Annotated in this window: 20 protein-coding genes; 12 read left to right on the top strand and 8 right to left on the bottom strand. The window is 66.8% G+C overall.

What is annotated here, in order from left to right; all coding sequences use genetic code 11:
* The first annotated feature begins 52 nt into the window (after positions 1–52).
* Both IAE34_RS18715 and IAE34_RS18710 read left to right on the top strand, forming a co-directional pair.
* Positions 53–937 carry a sugar nucleotide-binding protein gene (locus IAE34_RS18715; RefSeq protein ID WP_200140465.1) on the top strand — a complete coding sequence of 295 codons (885 nt, stop codon included), beginning with the start codon at positions 53–55 and terminating at the stop codon, positions 935–937.
* Positions 930–1,862, top strand: a complete 933-nt coding sequence (locus tag IAE34_RS18710; RefSeq protein ID WP_200140464.1) for an NAD-dependent epimerase/dehydratase family protein — start codon at positions 930–932, stop codon at positions 1,860–1,862. The genes IAE34_RS18715 and IAE34_RS18710 overlap by 8 nt, the downstream gene beginning before the upstream one ends.
* A gap of 84 nt (positions 1,863–1,946) precedes the next feature.
* Here the strand turns inward: IAE34_RS18710 and IAE34_RS18705 are convergent, their stop codons facing one another.
* From IAE34_RS18705 to IAE34_RS18685, 5 genes are all read right to left on the bottom strand, one after another.
* Entirely contained in the window at positions 1,947–2,630 is a 684-nt protein-coding gene (locus IAE34_RS18705; protein ID WP_200140463.1) for an OmpW/AlkL family protein, read from the bottom strand.
* A 111-nt stretch (positions 2,631–2,741) separates the two neighbouring features.
* Positions 2,742–3,278, bottom strand: coding sequence for a DUF3299 domain-containing protein (locus IAE34_RS18700; RefSeq protein WP_442793221.1), 537 nt, complete (start codon positions 3,276–3,278; stop codon positions 2,742–2,744).
* Between the two features lie 54 nt (positions 3,279–3,332).
* Positions 3,333–4,598, bottom strand: a complete 1,266-nt coding sequence (locus IAE34_RS18695; protein ID WP_200140462.1) for an ABC transporter permease — start codon at positions 4,596–4,598, stop codon at positions 3,333–3,335.
* Complete coding sequence (locus IAE34_RS18690) at positions 4,598–5,308, bottom strand: ATP-binding cassette domain-containing protein (RefSeq protein WP_200140461.1); 711 nt, start codon at positions 5,306–5,308, stop codon at positions 4,598–4,600. The genes IAE34_RS18695 and IAE34_RS18690 overlap by 1 nt, the downstream gene beginning before the upstream one ends.
* On the bottom strand, positions 5,309–5,905 hold the full coding sequence (locus tag IAE34_RS18685; RefSeq protein WP_200140460.1) for a DUF2796 domain-containing protein: 597 nt from the start codon (positions 5,903–5,905) through the stop codon (positions 5,309–5,311).
* Positions 5,906–6,036: 131 nt separating this feature from the next.
* Between IAE34_RS18685 and IAE34_RS18680 the strand changes: the two genes are divergently transcribed.
* The gene (locus IAE34_RS18680; protein WP_200140459.1) at positions 6,037–6,387 is read left to right on the top strand and encodes a hypothetical protein; all 351 of its coding nucleotides are present in this window, start codon (positions 6,037–6,039) and stop codon (positions 6,385–6,387) included.
* A 125-nt stretch (positions 6,388–6,512) separates the two neighbouring features.
* On the opposite strand, the gene trxA is transcribed toward IAE34_RS18680, so the two are convergent.
* The 3 genes from trxA to IAE34_RS18665 are packed head-to-tail and all read right to left on the bottom strand — an operon-like array spanning position 6,513 to position 8,547.
* On the bottom strand, positions 6,513–7,397 hold the full coding sequence (trxA, locus tag IAE34_RS18675; RefSeq protein WP_200140458.1) for a thioredoxin: 885 nt from the start codon (positions 7,395–7,397) through the stop codon (positions 6,513–6,515).
* Between the two features lie 31 nt (positions 7,398–7,428).
* A complete protein-coding gene (locus tag IAE34_RS18670; RefSeq protein WP_200140457.1) occupies positions 7,429–8,088 on the bottom strand; it encodes a class I SAM-dependent methyltransferase in 660 nt (219 codons plus the stop codon).
* Positions 8,089–8,547 carry a hypothetical protein gene (locus IAE34_RS18665; protein WP_200140456.1) on the bottom strand — a complete coding sequence of 153 codons (459 nt, stop codon included), beginning with the start codon at positions 8,545–8,547 and terminating at the stop codon, positions 8,089–8,091. It lies immediately after the preceding gene.
* Positions 8,548–8,652: 105 nt separating this feature from the next.
* On the opposite strand from IAE34_RS18665, the gene nrdR reads away from it, so the two are divergent.
* From nrdR to IAE34_RS18620, 9 genes are all read left to right on the top strand, one after another.
* A complete protein-coding gene (gene nrdR, locus IAE34_RS18660) occupies positions 8,653–9,117 on the top strand; it encodes a transcriptional regulator NrdR (RefSeq protein ID WP_029614510.1) in 465 nt (154 codons plus the stop codon).
* A gap of 2 nt (positions 9,118–9,119) precedes the next feature.
* The gene (gene ribD, locus IAE34_RS18655) at positions 9,120–10,250 is read left to right on the top strand and encodes a bifunctional diaminohydroxyphosphoribosylaminopyrimidine deaminase/5-amino-6-(5-phosphoribosylamino)uracil reductase RibD (protein ID WP_200140455.1); all 1,131 of its coding nucleotides are present in this window, start codon (positions 9,120–9,122) and stop codon (positions 10,248–10,250) included.
* Between the two features lie 42 nt (positions 10,251–10,292).
* Positions 10,293–10,958: a riboflavin synthase gene (locus IAE34_RS18650; protein ID WP_200140454.1), complete on the top strand. Its 666-nt coding sequence runs from the start codon at positions 10,293–10,295 to the stop codon at positions 10,956–10,958.
* A gap of 17 nt (positions 10,959–10,975) precedes the next feature.
* The gene (gene ribBA, locus IAE34_RS18645) at positions 10,976–12,067 is read left to right on the top strand and encodes a bifunctional 3,4-dihydroxy-2-butanone-4-phosphate synthase/GTP cyclohydrolase II (protein WP_200140453.1); all 1,092 of its coding nucleotides are present in this window, start codon (positions 10,976–10,978) and stop codon (positions 12,065–12,067) included.
* A gap of 92 nt (positions 12,068–12,159) precedes the next feature.
* Positions 12,160–12,636 (top strand): 6,7-dimethyl-8-ribityllumazine synthase, encoded by a 477-nt coding sequence (ribH, locus tag IAE34_RS18640; RefSeq protein WP_029614513.1) that lies wholly within the window; start codon positions 12,160–12,162, stop codon positions 12,634–12,636.
* Positions 12,633–13,133, top strand: a complete 501-nt coding sequence (nusB, locus tag IAE34_RS18635) for a transcription antitermination factor NusB (protein WP_200140452.1) — start codon at positions 12,633–12,635, stop codon at positions 13,131–13,133. The genes ribH and nusB overlap by 4 nt, the downstream gene beginning before the upstream one ends.
* 18 nt (positions 13,134–13,151) lie before the next feature.
* Positions 13,152–14,126: a thiamine-phosphate kinase gene (gene thiL / locus IAE34_RS18630; protein WP_200140451.1), complete on the top strand. Its 975-nt coding sequence runs from the start codon at positions 13,152–13,154 to the stop codon at positions 14,124–14,126.
* On the top strand, positions 14,123–14,626 hold the full coding sequence (locus tag IAE34_RS18625) for a phosphatidylglycerophosphatase A family protein (RefSeq protein ID WP_029614515.1): 504 nt from the start codon (positions 14,123–14,125) through the stop codon (positions 14,624–14,626). Before thiL ends, IAE34_RS18625 begins: the two co-directional genes overlap by 4 nt.
* A 16-nt stretch (positions 14,627–14,642) precedes the next feature.
* Entirely contained in the window at positions 14,643–15,386 is a 744-nt protein-coding gene (locus IAE34_RS18620; RefSeq protein WP_200140450.1) for a substrate-binding periplasmic protein, read from the top strand.
* Positions 15,387–15,432 lie beyond the last annotated feature (46 nt).

The raw sequence follows: 15,432 nt of genomic DNA, 5'->3' as shown, positions 1-15,432 counted from the left end.
ACCGCAAAATGATCGCCTTTCCCTAATCGATCTGAGCGGACCTGCTGACTCTATGCGTATGCGCCTGATGCTGTTGGGTGGTGGCAATGCCCTTGGGCAAGCGCTGATTCGTCTCGGGGCCGAGGAAGACATCACGTTCCTGGCGCCACGCCCCCCGCAGGACGGCTGGGACGCCGCAAGCCTCACCCAGTTGCTCGACGATCATCGCCCCGACACCCTGGTCAACCTGGCCTACTACTTCGACTGGTTCCAGGCCGAGTCGGTCAGCGAGCAGCGCCTGGCTGGGCAGGAACGTGCGGTCGAGCGTCTGGCCGAACTGTGCCAGCATCACCAGATCACCTTGCTGCAGCCTTCCAGCTACCGGGTGTTCGACGGCTCTCGCGCCACCTCGTACAGCGAGAAGGACGAGCCGGTACCGCTGGGTACGCGCGGCCAGGCGCTGTGGCGTATCGAGCAGAGCGTGCGCGCAGCCTGTCCGCAGCACGTGCTGCTGCGCCTGGGCTGGGTGCTGGACGAGAGCCGCGATGGCATCCTTGGCCGCTTCCTGACCCGCGCCGAGCAACCTCAGGAACTGTTGCTGGCCGATGACCGACGCGGCAATCCCACCCCGGTGGACGATGCCGCCCGGGTGATTCTCTCGGTGCTCAAGCAACTGGACTGCGCCGCGCCCCTATGGGGCACCTATCACTACGCCGGCAATGAGGCGACCACGCCACTGGCGCTGGGCCAGGCGATCCTGACCGAAGCGGCGCAATGGCAGACCCTGGCGATTCAGGCACCGACCCCGCAAGCTCACGCGGCGCGGCCGGACGCCAGCGAGGAGCCGCAACACGCGGTGCTGGCGTGCAAGAAAATCCTTCATACCTTCGGCATCAAGCCACGCGCCTGGCGTGCGGGGCTGCCCCCTCTACTGGACAGGTTCTATCGTCATGGCTGAAGCCCCCATCCTGATCACCGGTGGGGCTGGTTTCATCGGCTCGCACCTGTGCGATGCACTGCTGGACAAGGGCCATGCGGTGCGGGTACTGGACGACTTGTCCACCGGTAAACGCAGCAACCTGCGCCTGGACCATCCGCGCCTGCAATTGATCGAGGGCGATGTGGCCGACGCCGCACTGGTGACCCAGGCGGCTGCGGGCTGCGCGGCCGTGGTGCACCTGGCCGCGGTGGCTTCGGTGCAGGCCTCGGTGGAGGATCCAGTGAAGACTCACCAGAGCAACTTCATCGGCACCCTGAACGTGTGCGAGGCGATGCGCGTCAACGGCGTTCGTCGTGTGCTGTTCGCCTCCAGCGCGGCTGTCTATGGCAACAACGGTGAAGGCCAGTCGATCGGCGAGGACACGCCCAAGGCGCCGCTGACGCCCTATGCGGTGGACAAGCTCGCCGGCGAGCAGTACCTGGATTTCTACCGGCGCCAGCATGGCCTGGAGCCGGTGGTGTTCCGGTTCTTCAATATCTTCGGTCCGCGCCAGGATCCTTCATCGCCTTATTCAGGGGTGATCAGCATCTTCTGCGAGCGCGCCAGCCGCGGGCTGCCCATTACCGTGTTCGGCGACGGCGAGCAGACCCGCGATTTCCTGTTCGTGGGCGATCTGGTGCAGGTCATGGTGCAGGCGCTCGAGCAGGAGCAGGTCGAAGAGGGGGCGGTGAACGTCGGCCTGAACCAGGCGACCTCGTTGAACCAGTTGCTCGCAGCCCTGGCGAAGGTGGTGGGTCAGGTGCCCGTCGTCAGCCATGCCCCGGGACGCGCGGGGGACATCCGCCATTCGCGGGCGAATAACCAGCGCTTGCTGGCGCGTTTCGATTTCCCCGAGCCTACACCCTTGGGCCAGGGGCTGGCGCGGTTGCTGGACGGGCGCTGAAACGACTGCGGCCCACGGGTAAGACCGGGGCCGCGCCGTTCAAGTGCCTGGTAGCCGCACCGCCGCTACGCAGGGCGGTTCTGCCTAGAACTTGTAGCCGACACCCACCATGTAGACCCAGGGATCGACTTCGACGTTGACCTTGGTCTTGCCGACGCCCAGTGCGCTCGGACCATCGATGCTGGCCTTGGTATTGATGTCGACGTACCACACGGCAGCGTTGAGCAGGAAGTTGTCGGTGAGCATGTAGTCCATGCCCAGCTGACCTGCCAGGCCGATGGAGTCCTGCAGCTTCATGTTGCTGAAACCCTGCTGTTTGCGTGCGCTGCTGAGGTCTTCATCGAAGAACAGCGTGTAGTTGACGCCGATGCCGGCATAGGGCTGGAACTTCGAGGCGGGATCCATCGGGTAGTACTGCAGCGACAGGGTCGGCGGAAGCTGCTTGATGTCGGCCAGCTTGCCGTCCAGGCCGCCGCCCAGGCCCTTGACGCCCACGGTGTGCTTGAACGGCGTGGCGGCCAACAGCTCGATCCCCACGTGGTCGGTGAGCATGTAGGCGAAGGCCAGGCCCAGCTGGGTGTCGCTGTCCAGTGTGGCTTTGGTGCCGGAGACCTTGGCGCCGTCGAGCTTCAGGTTGCCGCTGTCTTCGTTGGGCGCGGTGGTGATGGCACCGGACCGCAGGATGAAGTCACCGGCCTGGTGGGCGTGGACAGCCGGGGCTGCGAGTGCCAACGCGACGAGCGAGGCACCGAGCATGTTCTTGTTCATGAAAGCTCCAAAAGGACGTAGGAAAAATCGAGTTGTCCAATTTTAGGGAGCTGCCTGAACACAATGTTTGACTCAGCTCAACGAAGCGCGCCACCGAGGGTGACGTAGCGCTCATTTGAGTTCGTAGGGGTAGATTTTCTCGGCGTCCAGCTGGTAACCGGCCTCGGCCAGCTCGCTGCTGGTGCTCTTGACCTGCATCCGGCCCTCGATCCAGTAGGGCTGGTAGAGGTCCTCGACGCGCACGCCCATTTCGCTGAACACGTGCACGATCTGGTTCGAAGGCGGTGGCGGCACATGAATGCAGGCGCCGTAGTAGGGCACCAGCAGGAACTCGGTGGTGCGTCCTTCCTCGCTCACTTCCAGCGGCACGATGTAACCGGGCAGCTTGACCTGCTGGCCGTCCAGCGCCTTGACCACCGGCGCATCTGGCGCCTGCTGGCGGGCAGCAGGGGCGGATTCGGCCGCCAGTGCATCGCTCAGGGAGCTGCCCATCTGCGACAGGTCGTGCAGCGGTGCAAGCTGCGGCGCGATGACCGGCGCGCCTTCGGGAATCAGCGCTGGCCAGTCCAATTCGCGGGGTTCGTCCGCCCAGGCCGGGATCACCACCACCAGCAGTACCAGCAGCAGGATCTGCAGCGCCGTCTTCATGTTCGTATCGCCACGGCGGCCGGGCGCGAGTGCGCAAATCGACATGCCTGCTCCTCAGAGATGGATCGACAGGCCGTCGGCCAGCGACTGCCGGTACGCGCGCCAGGCCGGCACACTGCCCATCAGCAGTGCCGCGCCCAGGATGATCGCCAGCAGCGTCCATTCATGGACGCTCGGCCAGTCCAGCGGCAGGTACAGGCCGTAACTGGCCTGCACGGCGTCCTGCGCCAGGGCGATGCCACCATACAGCAGGCCCAGGCCGACGACGATACCGCCCAGCGCCAAGGCCAGCGCCTCGACCACCAGCAGCCCCGCGATGTGCCAGGGGCGTGCCCCGACCGAGCGCAGGATCGCCATCTCTCGCCGGCGCTCGTTGAGGCTGGTGAGGATGGCCGTGAGCATGCCGATCAGGCCCGTCAGCACCACGAACACCGAGACCACGAACAGCGCCTGCTCGGCGATGCCCATCATGCCCCACAGTTCCTGCAGGGCCACCCCAGGCAGGATCGCCAGCAGCGGCTCGCCGCGGAACTCGTTGATCTCGCGCTGCACGCTGAAGGTCGCGATCTTGCTGTTCAGGCCCAGCATGAAGGCGGTGATGGCGCTGGGCTGCAAGTCCATGGTGCGGGCCTGCTCGGCGCTGATGCGGCCTGCGCCGCGGGCGGGCACGCCGTTGTGCCAGTCGACGTGGATGGCTTCCATGCCGGCCAGACTGATGTGCAGGGTACGGTCCACGGGCGTGCCGGTGCGTTGCAGGATGCCGACCACGGTGAACGGCTTGTCGTCATGCTTGACCAGGCTGATGGTGGCAATGCCATGGGCCAGCACCAGGCTGTCGCCCAGCTTGTAGTGCAGGGCCTGGGCCACCTCGGCGCCGAGCACCACTTCGAACGGGTCGCTGGCGAACGGACGGCCCTGGCTCAGTTGCAGGTGTTGCTGACGCCCGTACTGATAGTGGCTGAAATAGTCGGCATTGGTGCCCATCACTCGATAGCCGCGGTGCGAGTCGCCCAGCGAGATGGGAATAGCCCACTTGACCCGCGGGTCCTTGGCGTAATGCTCGAAGCTGTCCCAGCGGATGTTGTTGGTGGCGTTGCCGATGCGAAACACCGAGTACAGCAGCAGGTTGACCGAGCCGGAGCGTGCGCCGACGATCAGGTCGGTGCCGCTGATGGTGCTGGCGAAGCTGGCGCGTGCTTCGGTGCGCACACGTTCCACCGCCAGCAGCAGGCAGACCGACAGGGCAATGGCGAATGCGGTGAGCAGGGCGGTGAAGCGGCGATTGGCCAGGCTGGCCAGGGCAAGGCGGAACAGGTACATCAGGCCTCCCGGGGCGCGGCCGCACGGTTGAGCTCGGCCAGCGACAGGTCGCGGTCGAACAGGGGCGCCAGGCTCTGGTCATGGCTGACGAACAACAGGCTGGAGCCGGCCGCGCGGCACTCGGCGAACAGCAGGCGAATGAACGCCTCGCGCGTGTCGGCGTCCAGGGCCGAGGTCGGCTCGTCGGCGATCACCAGTTCGGGCTGGCCGATCAGCGCGCGGGCGGCAGCCACCCGCTGCTGTTGACCGATGGACAAGGTGTCGGCGCGGCGGGCCAGCAGGGACGGATCATCCAGCCCCAGATGCGCGAGCAACTGCGCCGATGCCTGCGAGACGCTGCCCTGGCGCTGGGTGGCACGCTCGGCGCGGCTGCGCGAGAAGCGGCAGGGCAGCTCGACGTTCTCCTGGACGGACAGAAACGGCAGCAGGTTGAACTGTTGGAAGATGTAGCCGGTATGGTCGACGCGAAACCGATCGCGGGCGGCCTGGCCGAGCGTGGCCAGGTCCTGCCCGAGCAGCCGCACCTGGCCGGCGGCGGGCAGATTGACCCCACCCAGCAAGCCGAGCAGGGTGGTCTTGCCGCTGCCGCTGGGCCCCTTGAGGAACAGGGCCTCGCCGGCCTCCAGCTGGAAGCTGGGAATATCCAGGAAGGGCGCCTGGCGGGGCCAGGCGAACACCAGGTCACGCAGCTCGATCAGCGGCTGGCTCATTCAGAAGGAAACCACGGCGTTGCCCGGGGTGCTGGCGAAGCCTTTCTGGCCGTTCGGGCCGACCAGTTGCACATTGATCTTCTGGGTTTGCGGATAGGCCTTGTACAGCGGCGACAGATCGACCTGGGTGAGCTTGGCCGGGTTGGCGCAGGTCAGCTGGTAGTGGGCGTGGATCTCGCTGTGCTGGTGCTCATGGGCGTGGGCGTGGGCGTCATCATGATCGTCATCGTCGTCGTCATCATGCTTGGCCGCGGGGTCGTCGCCGAACAGCGGGCTCTCCAGCTCCTGCTGGTCCTCCTTGCAGCCGGCGGCGCTGGCCAGGCCGAACAGCTTGAGCGGTTGTTCGAGCTGCTTGCGCACCGCCTCGACCTTGGCCTTGTCGGCATCACTGCCGGGCATGTGTTCGAAGCCGACCAGGTTCATCGCCGGGCTTTCCAGGGCCAGCTCCAGGGTGTTGCCGTCCAGGCCCACGTTCAAGCGGGCCACGCCATGTTCGTGCGCCGGCAGGGTGCCATGCGCCTCGTCGTGGTCATCGTGGGCCTGGGCGACGGCCAGGGGCAGCAGGGCGAAGGGCAGGGCAAGGAGCAGGCGGCGCATGGACGACTCCGAAAGCAGGAAATGTGATTGGTAATGTTATAACGGATTTCGCTCGGGCTGCCAGAGGCTTGGCGCAGGTTTCATGTCGTGGGAGCATGCCCGGCAACGACCGATGATCGAAGGAAGGCAGCGTGAGAATTCGAGGACAGATTGGCGACTGGCCCGTGGACCTGAGCATCGAGCTGGAGCCGGCGGAGTGGGCGCAGTTGGGGCGCAGGCTGGAGGCCGCCGTACCCGAGGCGCCGACGCAGAGCGCGCCGACCACGGCAGCACCCGTGCGCGCCGACCAGGGTCAGTGGCTGGCCGCCTGCGAGCTGCTGCGCGAGGCGGGCGAGCTGACCGGTCCGGCGCTGCTCGAGCGTCTGGAAGGGCTGGCCGGGAGCGTTTCGGCGGGCAAACGCCTGCTGGTTCGGCTGCGCCACAGTGCTGATGTGCAGGTCCATAGCGGTGGTGATGCGCCGGTGTATCGCTGGGTGGGGTGAGGGCTGGCCATACGCTGGAGCGCGCGCCTGTGGGTACGGCCGTTCACCCGCTAAGGGCTGCGGCGCAGCCCTGGTGAACCATCCTCGCGTGTAGCCGCCCGCGAGAGTGAGCCCTCGCGTGGCCTTCAGAACATCGCCGAAGACAGCCGACGACGGTACACACCCACCAGCGGATGATCGCCACCGAGCAGGTCGAACACCTGAAGCATGGCCTTCTGCGGCAGCCCGTTCTCATAACCGCGATTGTGCTGGAACAGTTTGAGCAGGCCGTCCAGCGCCGCTTCGTACTGCTGGCGCGCCAACTGCTGAATGCACAACTGGTAGGCGGCTTCATCGTCGTGCGGATTCTGCGCCAGGCGCGTCTTCAGCTCGGCCACCTCCGGCAGGCTCGCAGCCTGGCGCAGGAAGGTGAGCTGGGCCTTGGCACCGGCCAGCGCGGCCTTGTGCTCGTCGCCCTTGACCGCATCGAGCACCTGCTGGGCGCCGTCCAGGTCACCACGCTCGGCCAGGCAGCGAGCGTAATAGATCAGCGCCTCGGCATTACCGTTGTCTTCGCCGAGCAGCGCTTGCAGCAGACTTTCGGCCTCGCTGAAACGGCTTTCGGCGAACAGCGCCTTGGCCTGCTCCAGGGGCGAGGCCTGCGGCGCGGCGGGCATCTGCACGTGAGGTTCGAGCATGGCGCGGATGCCCGGCTCGGGCTGCGCGCCGGCGAAACCGTCCACCGGCTGGCCATCCTTGAACAGCACCACGGTCGGCAGACTGCGGATGCCGAACTGCGCGACCACCTGTTGTTCGACGTCGCAGTTGACCTTGGCCAGCAGCAGTTCGCCCTGATAGCCCTCGGCGATCTTGGCCAGCAGCGGCATCAGCGCCTTGCACGGCGCGCACCACTCGGCCCAGAAGTCCACCAGCACGGGCTTGTGGAAGGAATTCTCGATCACCAGTTGCTGGAAGTCGGCATCGGTGACGTCGAAGATGTACGGCGTGGCGTTGGAGGAAGCTGGGTTCATCACGACTCTCGCAAATCCGGGATGGCGACCACTATAAAGGCTCGCGGCTGGCGTGGTACAGGCTGACGCGGCGGAATTCGTGCGGTTCGGCCAGATCCGGCAGGGTGAGCGCGTCGAGCACGCTCAGGGGGCGATACGACGGATGTCTGAAGTCGCGCACCCGCGAATCGGCCACCAGCGCTTGGCGCCCACGGTGCAGGAAGGCATCGAGCAGGGGCAGGTTGGCCCGGTCGTAGAGCACGTCGGCCACCAGGATCAGGTCGAAGCGGTCGGCTTCGGCGAAGAAGTCGGCGCTGTAGCCGAGCGCGACCCCGTTCAGCGCGGCGTTGGCCGCGCAGGCCTGCAGCGCCAGTGGATCGAGGTCGCAGGCCACCACCTCGCGAGCGCCGAGGCGGGCCGCGGCTATGCCAGCGATACCGGAGCCGGCGCCGAAATCAAGCACGCGCTTGCCGCGCACCCACTGTGGATGCTCGGCCAGGTAGCGGGCCATGGCCAGGCCGCTGGCCCAGCAGAAGCTCCAGTACGGGGGCTCGTGAAGAATGCGTCGGGTTTCGTCCGGGCTGAAGGCGCGGTCCATGTTGGCGGCGTCGATCAGCCACAGCTTGAGGTCGCAGCCGGGAAGTTCGCTCACCACCAGACGCGCATCACCGATCAACTCGCCAAGGGCTTGCTGAAGCTGCGGCAGTGGCACCTAGGGCGCCTTCTCGAAGCGCAGGGGGCCGGTGGCCTGGGTCTGCGCCTGGGCGATGCGCTGCGACGGCAGATGCAGGATCAGCTGCCCGGAACGGCTGGCACGACCGCGCAGTTCCACGCGTGCCCCGGCAGGGAAGGCCTCGGGATTGAAGCGCAGGTGGTAGGGCAGGGCCTGGCCAGTACCGGTCAGGTCGCTGCTGGCCAGCAGCCGCTGCGGGCGGCCGCGCTCGTCGATCACCAGCAGGGCCAGCTCGACGTCGGCACCGGCCGGTACTTCCAGCAGGGTGCCGCTGAGCTCGCGTTGGTAGGCCGGTAGCGGTCCAGGTGCGTCGACCGGCTTGTTCACGGCCTTGGCCACCGGGGCGGCGGGTGCGGGCGCTTCGCTCTTCGGACGATCGCTGCCGCAGGCGGCGAGCAGGCCGGCCAGGCACAGGACGACGAGGGCACGGTGGTGCATGGGGCAATCCTTCAGGGGCAGATTTCTCTGGATGGTAACCCCTTTGGCTTGTCTTGCCAGTGGGATGCGCTACCATGGCCCTCCCTTTTTTTGTTGCCTGCCACCATGCACTGTCCGTTTTGCGGTGCCAACGACACCAAGGTCATCGACTCGCGACTGGTCGCCGAAGGCGAGCAGGTGCGCCGTCGCCGCGAATGCGTCGCCTGTGGCGAGCGCTTCACCACCTTCGAGACCGCCGAACTGGTCCTGCCCCGGCTGATCAAGCAGGACGGCACGCGCCAGCCGTTCGACGAAGACAAGCTGCGCGCCGGCATGCAGCGCGCGCTGGAAAAGCGCCCGGTGAGCATCGAGCGTCTGGAGGCGGCACTGGCGCACATCAAGAGCCGCCTGCGCGCCACCGGCGAGCGCGAGGTGAAGTCGCTGGTGGTGGGCGAACTGGTGATGTCCGAACTGCGCAAGCTCGATGAAGTCGCCTACATCCGTTTCGCCTCGGTCTACCGGCGCTTCCAGGCACTGGACGAGTTCCGCGAAGAAATCGACCGCCTGGCCCGCGAGCCGGCCAAAGAGTAAGCATGTCCAGCCAGACCGCCATCCTCGACGCCCACTACATGGCCCGTGCCCTGGAGCTGGCCCGCAAGGGCCTGTACAGCACCCACCCCAACCCGCGCGTGGGCTGCGTGATCGTGCAGCACGGCGAGGTGGTGGGCGAGGGCTGGCATGTGCGCGCCGGCGAACCGCATGCCGAAGTGCACGCCTTGCGCCAGGCCGGTGAGCGCGCGCGGGGCGCTTGTGCCTACGTCACCCTGGAGCCGTGCAGCCACCACGGACGCACGCCGCCGTGCGCCGAGGCCCTGGTGCAGGCTGGCGTCTCGCGGGTGGTGACGGCGATGCAGGACCCGAACCCGCAGGTGGCCGGACGCGGCCTGCGGCGCCTGGCCGAGGCCGGCGTCGAAGTGACCAGCGGCGTGCTCGAGGCCCAGGCGCGGGCGCTCAACCCCGGCTTTCTCAAGCGTATGGAACAGGGTCTGCCGTTCGTTCGGGCCAAGCTGGCCATGAGCCTGGATGGTCGCACCGCCATGGCCAGCGGCGAGAGCCAGTGGATCACCGGGCCCGCCGCGCGTGCGGCGGTGCAGCGCCTGCGCGCACGGTCCAGCGTGGTGCTGACCAGCGCCCAGAGCGTGCTGGCCGATGGCGCGCGGATGACCGTGCGCGGCGCCGAGTTGGGCCTGGACGCCGAGACCACGGCCCTGGCGCTGGCGCGTGCGCCCCTGCGCGTGCTGATCGACGGTCGCCTGCGCCTGCCGCTGGACGCGCCGTTCTTCCAGGCAGGCGCCGCGCTGGTGGTCACCGCCGCCCAGGCCGACCCACGCTACGCCGCCGCCGGGCACGAACTGCTGGTGCTGGCTGGCAGTGACGGACAGGTCGACCTGCCGGCGCTGCTGCGCCTGCTGGCCGAGCGCGGCGCCAGCGAGATCCTGCTCGAAGCCGGCGCCGGGCTGGTGGGCGCCTTCGCTCGCCAGGGGCTGATCGACGAGTACCAGTTGTTCGTCGCCGGCACTTTCCTTGGCTCCGAGGCCCGGCCGCTGCTGGACTGGCCGTTGCAGCGCATGGCCGATGCGCCACGCCTGAAGATCACCGACATGCGCGCCGTGGGCGACGACTGGCGCATCACCGCCATTCCTCTGCCCGCGCCCGGCGTATAATGCCGGGCCTGCGCCGCGCAGCCCGTACCTGAGGAGACCTGCATGTTCACCGGTATCATCGAAGCCATCGGCACCATCGGCGCCATCACCCCCAAGGGCGGTGACGTGCGCGTGCACGTGCGCACCGGCAAGCTCGACCTGGGCGACGTCAAGCTCGGCGACAGCATTGCCGTCAACGGCGTGTGCCTGACCGCCGTGGAGCTGCCGGGCGACGGCTTCTGGGCCGACGTCAGCGTCGAAACCCTCAAGCGCACCGCCATGGTCGACCTCAAGAGCGGCAGCCCGGTCAACCTGGAAAAGGCCCTGACCCCCACCACCCGCCTGGGCGGCCATCTGGTCAGCGGCCATGTCGACGGCGTCGGCGAGATCGTCTCGCGCAGCGATAGCGCCCGCGCCATCCAGTTCCGCGTGCGTGCCCCCAAGGAGCTGGCGCGCTACATCGCGCACAAGGGCTCGATCACCGTCGATGGCACCAGCCTGACGGTCAACGAGGTCGACGGCGCCGAATTCGAACTGACCATCGTCCCGCACACCCTGGCCGAGACCATCATGGCCGACTACCGCGCAGGCCGACGCATCAACCTGGAAGTGGACCTGCTGGCCCGCTACCTCGAGCGCCTGCTACTGGGCGACAAGGCCGCCGAGCCGAGCAAAGGCAGCGGTATCACCGAAAGCTTCCTGGCCGCCAACGGCTTCTTGAAATCCTGATTGAGAAGGGGGTGCCAGTGGCGCTCAACAGCATCGAAGAACTGGTCGAAGACATTCGCCAGGGCAAAATGGTCATCCTCATGGATGACGAAGACCGCGAGAACGAAGGCGACATCATCATGGCAGCCGAATGCTGCCAGCCCGAGCACATCAACTTCATGGCCAAGCACGCGCGTGGCCTGATCTGCATGCCGATGACCCGCGAGCGCTGCGAAACCCTCAGGCTGCCGCTGATGGCACCGCGCAACGGCTCGGGCTTCGGCACCAAGTTCACCGTGTCGATCGAAGCGGCAGAAGGCGTGACCACCGGCATTTCCGCCGCCGACCGCGCGCGCACCGTGCAGGCGGCGGCGGCCAAGGAGGCCAAGGCCGAGGACATCGTCAGCCCTGGCCACATCTTCCCGCTGATGGCCCAGCCCGGCGGCACCCTGGCCCGCGCCGGTCACACCGAAGCGGCGTGCGACCTGGCGCGCATGGCCGGTTTCGAGCCCAGCGGGGTGATCTGCGAGGTGATGAACGACGACGGCACCATGTCCCGTCGCGCCGAGCTGGAAGTGTTCGCCGCCGAGCATAACCTGAAGATCGGCACCATCGCCGACCTCATCCACTACCGCATGATTCACGAGCGTACCGTGCAGCGGGTGTCCGAGCAGCCGATCGAGAGCGAGCTGGGCGAGTTCAACCTGGTCACCTACCGTGATGCGGTCGAGGGCGATGTGCACATGGCCCTGACCCTGGGCCAGATCTGCGCCGAACAACCGACCCTGGTGCGGGTGCACAACATGGACCCGCTGCGCGACCTGCTGCTGGTCAAGCAGCCGGGGCGCTGGAGCCTGCGTGCGGCGATGGCTGCCGTGGCCGAGGCCGGCAGTGGCGTGGTGCTGCTGCTGGGGCATCCTGTGGACGGCGACGTGCTGCTGGCACATATCCGCGAAAGCGCCGGCGACCTGCCGACCAAGACCCCGACCACCTACAGCACCGTCGGTGCCGGTTCGCAGATCCTGCGCGACCTGGGCGTGCGCAAGATGCGCCTGATGAGTTCGCCGATGAAGTTCAACGCGATATCCGGATTCGATCTGGAAGTTGTAGAATACGTGCCCTCTGAGTGATTTCGACGCGCCAGCCTGGCCCTGGCGCTCGTGTCCGAACCCTACCGAAGGCCGCCTGCAGCGGCCTCGCTCTTTAATATGAGACTACCGCAATGACCCTGAAGACCATCGAAGGTACCTTCATCGCCCCCAAAGGTCGCTATGCCTTGGTGGTTGGCCGTTTCAACAGCTTCGTCGTCGAAAGCCTGGTGAGCGGTGCCGTCGATGCCCTGGTGCGCCATGGCGTCAGCGAAAGCGACATCACCCTCATCCGTGCCCCGGGCGCGTTCGAGATTCCGCTGGTGGCGCAGAAAGTCGCCCAGCAAGGCGACTACAGCGCGATCATCGCCCTGGGTGCGGTCATCCGCGGCGGTACCCCGCACTTCGAATACGTGGCGGGCGAGTGCACCAAGGGCCTGGCCCAGGTGTCCATGGAGTTCGGTGTTCCGGTGGCCTTCGGCGTGCTCACCGTCGACTCCATCGAGCAAGCCATCGAGCGCTCCGGCACCAAGGCGGGCAACAAGGGCGCCGAAGCGGCCCTGTCGGCTCTGGAAATGGTCAGCCTGCTGGCGCAGTTGGAGGCCAAGTGATTAGCGACGACAGCGATCGTTTCAACCCGCGCGATCCCAACCCTGGGCAGGCCGGCAAGCCGTCCAAGAGCGCCAAGCGTCGCGAAGCGCGCAAGCTCGCCACCCAGGCCCTCTACCAGTGGCACATGGCTCAGCATTCGCTTAACGAGATCGAGGCGCAGTTCCGCGTCGACAACGATTTCTCCGACATCGACGGCGCTTACTTCCGTGAAATCCTTCACGGCGTTCCGGCCATCAAGAGCGAGATCGACAGCGTATTGAGCCCTTGCCTGGATCTGGCGCTGGATGAACTCGACCCGGTCGAGCTGGCCGTGCTGCGCCTGTCCACCTGGGAGTTCATCAAGCGGATCGACGTGCCGTATCGCGTGGTGATCAACGAAGGCGTGGAACTGGCGAAGGTCTTCGGCGCCACCGACGGCCACAAGTTCGTCAACGGTGTGCTGGACAAGCTCGCGCCGAGTCTGCGCGAAGCCGAAGTCAAGGCCAACAAGCGCTGATGTCGGCGCAGCCTGGCCATGGATGAGTTCGAGCTGATCCGCCGCTTCTTCGCCACGGCGCACTGCGCGCTGCATGGCGAGGGCCAGGGCGTGGTACTGGGGATCGGTGACGACTGCGCGCTGCTGGAGCTGGCCGCTGGCCAGCAACTGGCGGTGTCCACCGACACCCTGGTGGCCGGCGTGCATTTTCCGGCAGTGTGCGATCCGTCGCTGCTGGGCCAGCGTGCCCTGGCAGTGGCCGCCAGCGACCTGGCGGCCATGGGCGCGAAGGCCATCGGTTTCACCCTGGCGCTGACCCTGCCCGAGGTCGACGCCCAGTGGCTCAAGGGGTTCAGCGAAGGGCTGAGCCGGGCAGCCCATCGCTGCCGCATGAGCCTGATCGGCGGTGACACCACCCGCGGCCCCTTGAGTCTCACGTTGACGGTGTTCGGCCAGGTACCGGCCGGCAAGGCCCTGCGGCGCGATGGCGCCAGGCCCGGTGATCTGCTGTGCGTGGGCGACACCCTGGGTGCGGCCGCCGGTGCCCTGCCGCTGGTGCTCGGCGAGCATGAAGCCCCGCCGGAGCTGGCCCGTGTGCTGCTGGGACGGTACTGGGCGCCCATGCCGCAACTGACCCTCGGCCAGTGGCTGCTGGGCCATGCCAGTGCCGCGCTGGACATCTCCGATGGCCTGCTCGCCGATTGTGGCCACATCGCCAAGGCTTCTGGCGTGGCGCTGGAAGTGAACCAGCACCAGGTGCCGGTATCTACCGAACTGGAAGCGCTACTGGGTCGCGATGCTGCGATCCAGGCTGCACTGACCGGTGGCGATGACTACGTACTGGCCTTCACCATCGCGCCTGCGGCCCTGCAAGCCCTGGTGCTGCCGGGCTTCCTTCGTGTCCATGTCATCGGCCGCGTCCTGGAAGGACAAGGCGTGGTCCTGCGGGATCGCCAGGGCCATGACGTCACCCCGCTGCAACGGGGCTACCAACATTTCAGGGAGACACCGTGACCGACCACCCCAATCAGGTGCCTGCGGAGTTCGTCCCGCCCTCGGTCTGGCGCAACCCGTGGCACTTCATCGCCTTCGGCTTTGGCTCAGGCACTCTGCCCAAGGCTCCGGGCACCTGGGGCTCGCTGGTGGCGCTGCCGTTCATCCCGCTGTGGCAGATGCTGCCGGACTGGGGCTACTGGCTGCTGCTGGGCATCACCATGCTGTTCGGCTTCTGGCTGTGCGGAAAAGTGGCGAACGACCTGCGCGTGCACGATCATGAAGGGATCGTGTGGGACGAAATGGTCGGGATGTGGATCACCCTGTGGCTGGTGCCCGAGGGCTGGCAGTGGTTGCTGGCAGGGTTCCTGATGTTCCGCTTCTTCGACATTCTCAAGCCGTGGCCGATCCGCTGGATCGACCGCCACGTACACGGCGGCGTGGGCATCATGCTCGACGACGTCCTCGCCGGGGTGTTCGCCTGGCTCGGCATGCAGGTACTGGTCTGGGCAGTAGCCTGATACAGGGAGCGGGTCCATGGTCATGAAGACTGTACTGCTGGCACTGATGCTCAGTGTCGTCGCCTGCATGGCCCGGGCCGCCGAGCCGCTTGGCCAGGTGCGCCTGGTCAGCGAACAATGGATCGACTACACCAACGCCGACGGCAGCGGTGTGGCCTGGGACGTGTTGCGCAAGGTCTTCGAACCCGCGGGCGTGAAGGTACTGCCCGAGACCGCGCCCTACAGCCGTGCCATCGGCCTGGTCAAGCGCGGCGAAGCCGATGCCTGGGTGGGCTCGTACAAGCAGGAGGACCCGGACAGCCTCTATCCCCGCTGGCACTTCGATATGGACCATATCTACGCCCTCAGCCTGGCCGACAAACCGCTGCCGGTGCTCGCCGACATCGGCCGATCGCGCCTGGCGTGGGTGCGCGGCTACGACTTCCACCGCTATCTGCCCGGCGTCGACAACTACCGCGAGATCCAGCGACGCGAAGGGATCCTGCCCATGCTCGAACACGATCGCGTGGATTACTACATCGACGCCCAGACCGAGGTCGACTACGTCCTGGAGCAGGCCAGCCAGCCTTCGCGTTTTCGTCGCAGCCATCTGGTCGAACTGCCGCTGTACCTGGCGTTCACCGACAGCGCACGGGGCACCCAATTGCGGGACCTGTTCGACCGACGCATGGAGCAATTGGTCCGAAGCGGTGAACTGAAGCCGATCTTCCAACGCTGGAAGCAGCCTTACCCGTTCAAGACGGACAGCCAGCCGCAATAGGGCTCGCCTGGCTGGAATGCATCGAACGCTTCGATCCCACCCCTCG

The organism is Pseudomonas sp. S30 (assembly GCF_016518545.1).
In the GTDB taxonomy this organism is placed as follows: domain Bacteria; phylum Pseudomonadota; class Gammaproteobacteria; order Pseudomonadales; family Pseudomonadaceae; genus Aquipseudomonas.
This window is presented reverse-complemented; position numbering and strand designations above follow the sequence as displayed.